Source organism: Candidatus Cyanaurora vandensis, from assembly GCF_013285555.1.
In the GTDB taxonomy this organism is placed as follows: Bacteria; Cyanobacteriota; Cyanobacteriia; order Gloeobacterales; family Anthocerotibacteraceae; genus Cyanaurora; species Cyanaurora vandensis.
This window is the reverse complement of sequence record NZ_JAAXLT010000049.1, coordinates 1-5,707: the sequence shown is the minus strand read 5'-3', so window position 1 is coordinate 5,707 and position 5,707 is coordinate 1. Positions and strand designations below refer to the sequence as shown.

At 55.1% G+C, this 5,707-nt stretch carries 7 protein-coding genes; 6 read left to right on the top strand and 1 reads right to left on the bottom strand.

The window, feature by feature from the left end; translation table 11 throughout:
• Positions 1-193: 193 nt before the first annotated feature.
• Entirely contained in the window at positions 194-931 is a 738-nt protein-coding gene (locus tag HFM78_RS02960; RefSeq protein WP_287127928.1) for a Uma2 family endonuclease, read from the top strand.
• A 28-nt stretch (positions 932-959) separates the two neighbouring features.
• Here the strand turns inward: HFM78_RS02960 and HFM78_RS02955 are convergent, their stop codons facing one another.
• A complete protein-coding gene (locus HFM78_RS02955; protein ID WP_287127927.1) occupies positions 960-1,754 on the bottom strand; it encodes a hypothetical protein in 795 nt (264 codons plus the stop codon).
• Between the two features lie 178 nt (positions 1,755-1,932).
• Here HFM78_RS02955 and HFM78_RS02950 point away from each other — a divergent pair, with 178 nt between their 5' ends.
• The 5 genes from HFM78_RS02950 (at position 1,933) to HFM78_RS02930 (ending at position 5,554) form a co-directional block, all read left to right on the top strand.
• Positions 1,933-3,684 carry a type IV secretion system DNA-binding domain-containing protein gene (locus HFM78_RS02950; RefSeq protein WP_287127926.1) on the top strand — a complete coding sequence of 584 codons (1,752 nt, stop codon included), beginning with the start codon at positions 1,933-1,935 and terminating at the stop codon, positions 3,682-3,684.
• A gap of 179 nt (positions 3,685-3,863) precedes the next feature.
• Positions 3,864-4,310 carry a plasmid mobilization protein gene (locus HFM78_RS02945; RefSeq protein ID WP_287127925.1) on the top strand — a complete coding sequence of 149 codons (447 nt, stop codon included), beginning with the start codon at positions 3,864-3,866 and terminating at the stop codon, positions 4,308-4,310.
• Entirely contained in the window at positions 4,307-4,822 is a 516-nt protein-coding gene (locus HFM78_RS02940) for a relaxase/mobilization nuclease domain-containing protein (protein ID WP_287127924.1), read from the top strand. The genes HFM78_RS02945 and HFM78_RS02940 overlap by 4 nt, the downstream gene beginning before the upstream one ends.
• Positions 4,823-4,928: 106 nt before the next feature.
• A complete protein-coding gene (locus HFM78_RS02935) occupies positions 4,929-5,150 on the top strand; it encodes a hypothetical protein (protein WP_287127923.1) in 222 nt (73 codons plus the stop codon).
• A complete protein-coding gene (locus tag HFM78_RS02930; RefSeq protein ID WP_287127922.1) occupies positions 5,150-5,554 on the top strand; it encodes a type II toxin-antitoxin system VapC family toxin in 405 nt (134 codons plus the stop codon). Before HFM78_RS02935 ends, HFM78_RS02930 begins: the two co-directional genes overlap by 1 nt.
• Positions 5,555-5,707: the final 153 nt, after the last annotated feature.

The following is a 5,707-nucleotide window of genomic DNA, read 5'->3' as shown; positions in this document are numbered from 1 at the left end:
AGCGGTCGGGTACCCGACCGCTACGTTCTCAGACCACAAAAGAAGTGCCCACTACCACGAGCAAGGGCCAGGGGTTTACCGAGGCCGAAGAGCGGCGGATGAACATCTACTTTGGGCTTTATTGAGCTGGTGCAGCCGCAGCCCCTAGGATAAAAGGGTGGGTTTGCGCCCAGAGGACCCCTGGAGTTCCACCATGCAACGACAGACCACGATTTACCCAACTTCTGATGGTGAGCCGGTGGCTGAGAGCTACGTCCACTTGCGCGTCATCCTAGTGACTTTATTGGTGTTGGAGGACTACCTTAAAGCTTTAGCCCAACAGCAGGACCTGCCGCCAGAACGTGAGGGTACGGTTTTAGCCAATCAGTTTCTTTTCTACGAGGAAGGTAAGTCGGCGCGGGTGGCCCCGGATGTAATGGTGATACTTAATGTTGCCGGGGGTGGACGCGATAGCTACAAAATCTGGGAGGAAGGTCAAGTCCCGAGTGTGGTGTTTGAGATGACCTCCGAAAGTACGCGCAAAGAAGACCAGGGCAAGAAAAGAGAGCTGTATGCGCGTCTGGGGGTACAAGAGTATTGGTTGTTTGACCCGAAGGGAGAGTGGATAAAGGAGCAATTGGTGGGGTATCGCTTGCCCGCGGGTGGTGGCGGGCAGCCCGCCGATACCGGCGGGCAGTCGCAAGGGGCGTATGTGCCCATTACGGATAGCTGCTCCAGGGTGCTGGGCTTACGTTTAGAGATTGAAGGTGCGCTGATTGGCTTTTACCGCTTGGACACTGGGGAGAAATTGCTGAACCCAGAGGAGCAGAAGCAGGCGCGTCAAGCAGCCGAGCAACGCGCCCTCCAGCAGGAGCAGGGGCGGATGGAAGCAGAGCGGGTGATTGCAGGTCTACGCGCCCGGATGCGGGAGATGGGCCTTAATCCTGACTGAGTTTGCAGTCTGGGACCAGACCGCGTGCTTAGCCCTCCGGGAGTGGCGGGCTGTCGTGGGTCACGGCTTGAGTAGAGAGGGTTATCGCGGCCCCCCGGCCTAAATGCTCGATATGTCCGGCGATTAACTCTTCGCGTAGGTAGCTATCCAATGCTCTTAGGGTCCGTTGGGTGTGATTCATCTTTAAGTCCACTTGGTTGATGGCCTGCTGGTAATCCTGGACTTGGTGATGATAGCGGGCTGACGAGACCATGAGCCGGATGGCCTGCTGAAGTTTTTTGCGCTCCAAGGCTAACGCCTTAAGCTCAAGGTCTAGGCGTTGTCGTTGCTGAATTCGCGGGGTGGCAGCGCGTAGCCGTCTCAGGAGGGGGTCCTGCTGCTGTTGCTTACTAGTAGGGGTCTTGACTGACGATAGATCTATCAGGCTTTCTGCATACTGAATCGTAAAATCACCTGGACTCAAGCGCAGTTCCCAGAGCACGACGGTATCCGCCGCCCCACCTGTGGCGAAGGCCCAGCGGGGGGGCTCGGGGTCAGCATTAAGGTAAAGCAGTTGTACCCAGGTCTGTTTGAGTCGGTATAGTTGCACCGCCCAGACCGCTCTTTGTAGCCGCCGCTTGAGTTTAGGCAATACGTCCTGGGCTGCTTGGGTTAGGTTTTTGTAGACGAAGGAGCCGACAAAACCCAGGAGCTGGAAGGGGAGTAGCACTAAGCGAAAGAAGCACGCGACGGTCCCTTCCAATAACTCACCATTGGTCATACTATTGACCAAGATTAAGGCCAGGAATGATAAGCCAAGACCCAAAAATATTTCACTACTCATCACACCCTCCACCCTCGTTCTTTTATACCCCAAGCCAGCAACGTCATAAAAATTAACAACCAGCGCGGCCCCCGGTTGGCGGTGGGGCTAGTGGCTGGCGTTTACCTTGGTGGGTAGCCCTCTGGTTGCGGAGGGCTGCACTCCAGCTACCCTTCTTTCTCGTCCTGGTGGTGGGCCGATGGCAAAACTGCAACCCGGTCAAGCCCCGCTAAGTTTGGCTCCGGTCGTTATCGCCGGGAGCGTCCTGGCCCTTATCGTGAGCCCGCTGTACTTTTGGGTCCAGAGTCAATGGCTGTTGCCCCAAGGCGTGTGGCAGGCTCTCTGGGAATTGTTGGTGCCGTCAGGGGGTGCGGGGATTTGCTTCGGGAGCCTCACCTGTCAGACCCCGGCGGACCCCCAAACCACGGCGCATTTATTGCTGTGGGTGTTCGGGAGTACCCTCGGGGTGGCGGTGGGGGTGGGGATTACCGGAGGTAGTGTTTTGTATGGCTACTTGAAGGGGCAGAGGATGCGGCCCCCGGCGACGGTGGCTATCCGGGGCGCAACCCTAGCGACGGCAGCCAGCATCAATGCCTTGACGCTGGCACGGCGGACTCAGGAGGATGGCCCCCATCTAAAAATTGGGGAGGTCATTTACCCGCGCTACCTGGAGGTGTTATCCATGCTCACCTGTGGTAGCCCAGGGGCGGGCAAGACGACGGTGATTCAGTCGATGTTGATGACGATTAACCAAAGGCCCGACAAGGTATGCATTTATGACTGCAACGGCGACTACCTGAAGAAGTTTTATAACCCGGCGCGGGGCGATGTGGTGCTGGGGTTATCCCCCCTCGCCACCCATAGTTGGAATATCTGGGATGAGTTCCCGGACGGACGCGGGTTTCAAAAGTTCTGCGAACTGGCAGTACCGAAGGACCCGGCCTCCACCTATTACGTGGATAACGCCCGGATTATTTTGTATGAGTTGGTCAAGGTGCTCGCCCCCAGTAAGAGTTGGAAAAAGCTCAGAGAAATCATTGCCTGTTTGTCGCCCCAGGAGATAGCGGCGATGGTCCCCAACACTCCGGCGATGCGGCCCTTGTTGGGACAGTACGGGGACAATATCCTGAGTGGGGTGAATAGCCGGACGGCGTGGTTGGACCACCTGAGCGATCCCCAGCCCCGCGCCGATGGCACCAGTGATGCTTTTAGCTTCCATGCCTGGGCGACCAGTCCCGAACCGGCTTGGGTATTTCTGTTGGTGCCGGAGGAATATAGTGCAGAGAGTGCCCCAATCCTGGCGATGTGGTTTGACCTAGTGGCCCAAGCCACGATGCAGCGGCAGGTAGACCACACGGGGTTTTCAAGGTTGTGGTTAATCCTCGATGAGCTGGCCTCAGCGAGTTACCAACCCCGGTTAAAGAACTTCCTTGCGGTCGGACGTAAATACGGGGGTTGTGCAATTCTGGGTTTCCAGTTGGTCAGTCAGGTCAGAGATATTTATGGGCCTAACGAGACAGATACGTTGTTTGGATTGTGTCAGACCAAACTGATACTGCGGACAGCAGATGGCAATACCTGTGAGGCATTGGCGAAGACGATAGGGACTCAGGATTATTACGAGGCGACGACCTCCACTAGTGAGAGTGAGCAGGCGATGAGTGTGAGTGCGGGGTACCAGAGAAGGACGGACTTTCTGTTTCTGCCCTCACAGTTGATGGCCCTACCACAGTTTCATGGGGTGCTGGTGCTGCCGACATTGCCCACCAGCCAAGTGGTGCTGACTCGTGAGGCCCAGCAGTTGCCGAGTGTGCCCCTACCGCCAGCCCGAGTGAAAGTAACAGACCCGGTAGTACAGACCCCGGTGTTGACGTTAGTGAAAGGGTCGAGTGCTCTTTCACCTGGCAATATCGAGGATGAAAACGAGGAGGATTCCTATGAGTTGGGTTAGTCAAAGTCTCAAGCCTGATGAGCAGTGGATAAGGTTGAGCAGGAATTAGAGGGGCCTCGCTTCACAGCAAGATGTGAGAAGAGGGGCCTGTGGGGGGAGCAGGGTGAGATGAAACGGGTCAGTTAAAGATGCGGGGAAGGCAGCAGAACAAGTAAACGCTCTACAGGAAGGACCAACCGATGAAAGAGCAAAAGAACCAAAATGCAGGGATGGAAGAGCCGATAGAGCTAGATGGTTCACGGAGCAAAAATAAAGGTTCTCGCCATCGGGAACAAGAGGAGGAGGGCGGTTTACGGGTGCATGGGTTGCGGGTACGGTTCAATGATGAGGAATTAGCCGTGGTACAAAAAAAAGCAAAGCTAGCTAAAAAACCCCTGGCCCCGTATCTACGGGAAGTGGGGCTTGGGATAAAACAAATCTCGGTAGCGGATTCAGTGCAATGGCAGAAACTGGGTGGATTTGGCAGTGAGCTATTGGAGCAGAAACGCAAGCTGATGAAGTTACTGCAAGAGGTGAATGAAACCAAGAACATCGAGGCGGAATTCACGACGCTGTTGGCGAAAAACACAGAGATATTGGAGCAGACGGTGTTGGAACTCCAGTCGTTACGGGAGAAGTTGCTGTGATCCCCAAGTTGACAATGATGGCGGACTTCGGGCCGTTGTGCGGGTATGTGTTGAAGGCAGATGCGGAGATTATCGGGGGGAATGTGTTGGGTCAAGATGCCCTGACGCTAACCCGAGAGTTTAACCAGTTACGTAAGCTAAAGCCCGCCATTCGTAAACCCGTATGGCACGGAAGTCTGAGTGCCCAAGTAGGGGAGCGGTTGGGAGCGGAGCGGTGGGTGCAGGTAGGCCGATTGTTTCTGAAGCGGATGGGGGTCAAGACAATGGAGCATCAGTATTTACTGGTGCAGCACCATGACAAGCCCTATGAGCACATTCATATCGTGTTGAACCGGATAAGTAGTGACGGAACGGTGTGGCATAACCATTGGGATGGTTGGCGGTCCCAGGGGGTAAGTCAGGGCCTGGAAGAGCAGTTTGGATTGAGGCCAGTGAATCGGAAAACGGCGGGGTCTGGGGCGAAAAGTAGGGTTCAGGGTTCAGTGAACCTTGCTACTTTTATCAGTGGGTAAGTTCATCGGAACAGACTTGCGGAGTGCCGACCTCAGCACCAGTAATTTTATCCAGGTCGAGTAGGTCGCAAAGGCTATACTTGGTATACTTGTCCATTAGGTGCAGATGGCCCAGGTTTGTTTCTACCTGCCCGATGAAGAGCAACAGCGATTGCTGCAACGCGCCACCGCACAGGGTTTGAGCTTATCTAAATACATGGCCCAACTCGTGCGACGCGAAATGAAGACGGGCTGGCCCGAAGGTTATTTTCAGCACGTATTGGGAAGCTGGCAAGGCGACCTGGAACGTCCGCCCCAAGGGGACTATGAAGTACGCGAGGAACTTTAATGTTTCTGCTCGATACCGACACCTGTATTTTCTTGATTAAAAACTCACCGATTCCGGTTCAACACTTGGCTCGTCATGTTCCAGAAGAAATATTCTTGTGTGCGATTGTTAAAGCGGAACTGGCCTGGGGAGTACGAAAGAGTCAGCAGGTAGCCCACAATCTCAACGCGCTAGAACAATTTTGTTCTCCCTTCGTCAGCCGAGCTTTTGATGATGTCGCCGCCATGGAGTACGGCCTGATTCGGGCAGATCTGCAACGCCAGGGTACGCCCATCGGTCCCAATGACCTGTTCATCGCGGCGATTGCCCGTGCCCACGACTTGACGCTGATAACTCATAACACCCGTGAATTTTGTCGTGTCGTGGGGCTGAAGCTAGAGGATTGGCAGCTTCCCGTGAGATGAAGGAACGCCGTAGCAGGGCAAGGAAGTTGACCTAGTCGGGACCAGACAAGACGTTTTGACATACTCACCGTCCTGAAGGAGCGGTGATTCTTGACAGCTCAACGGGCTGTGCTGGCGAACCAGTCTTACCTGCCCTCCCTGTCCATTTAGAGT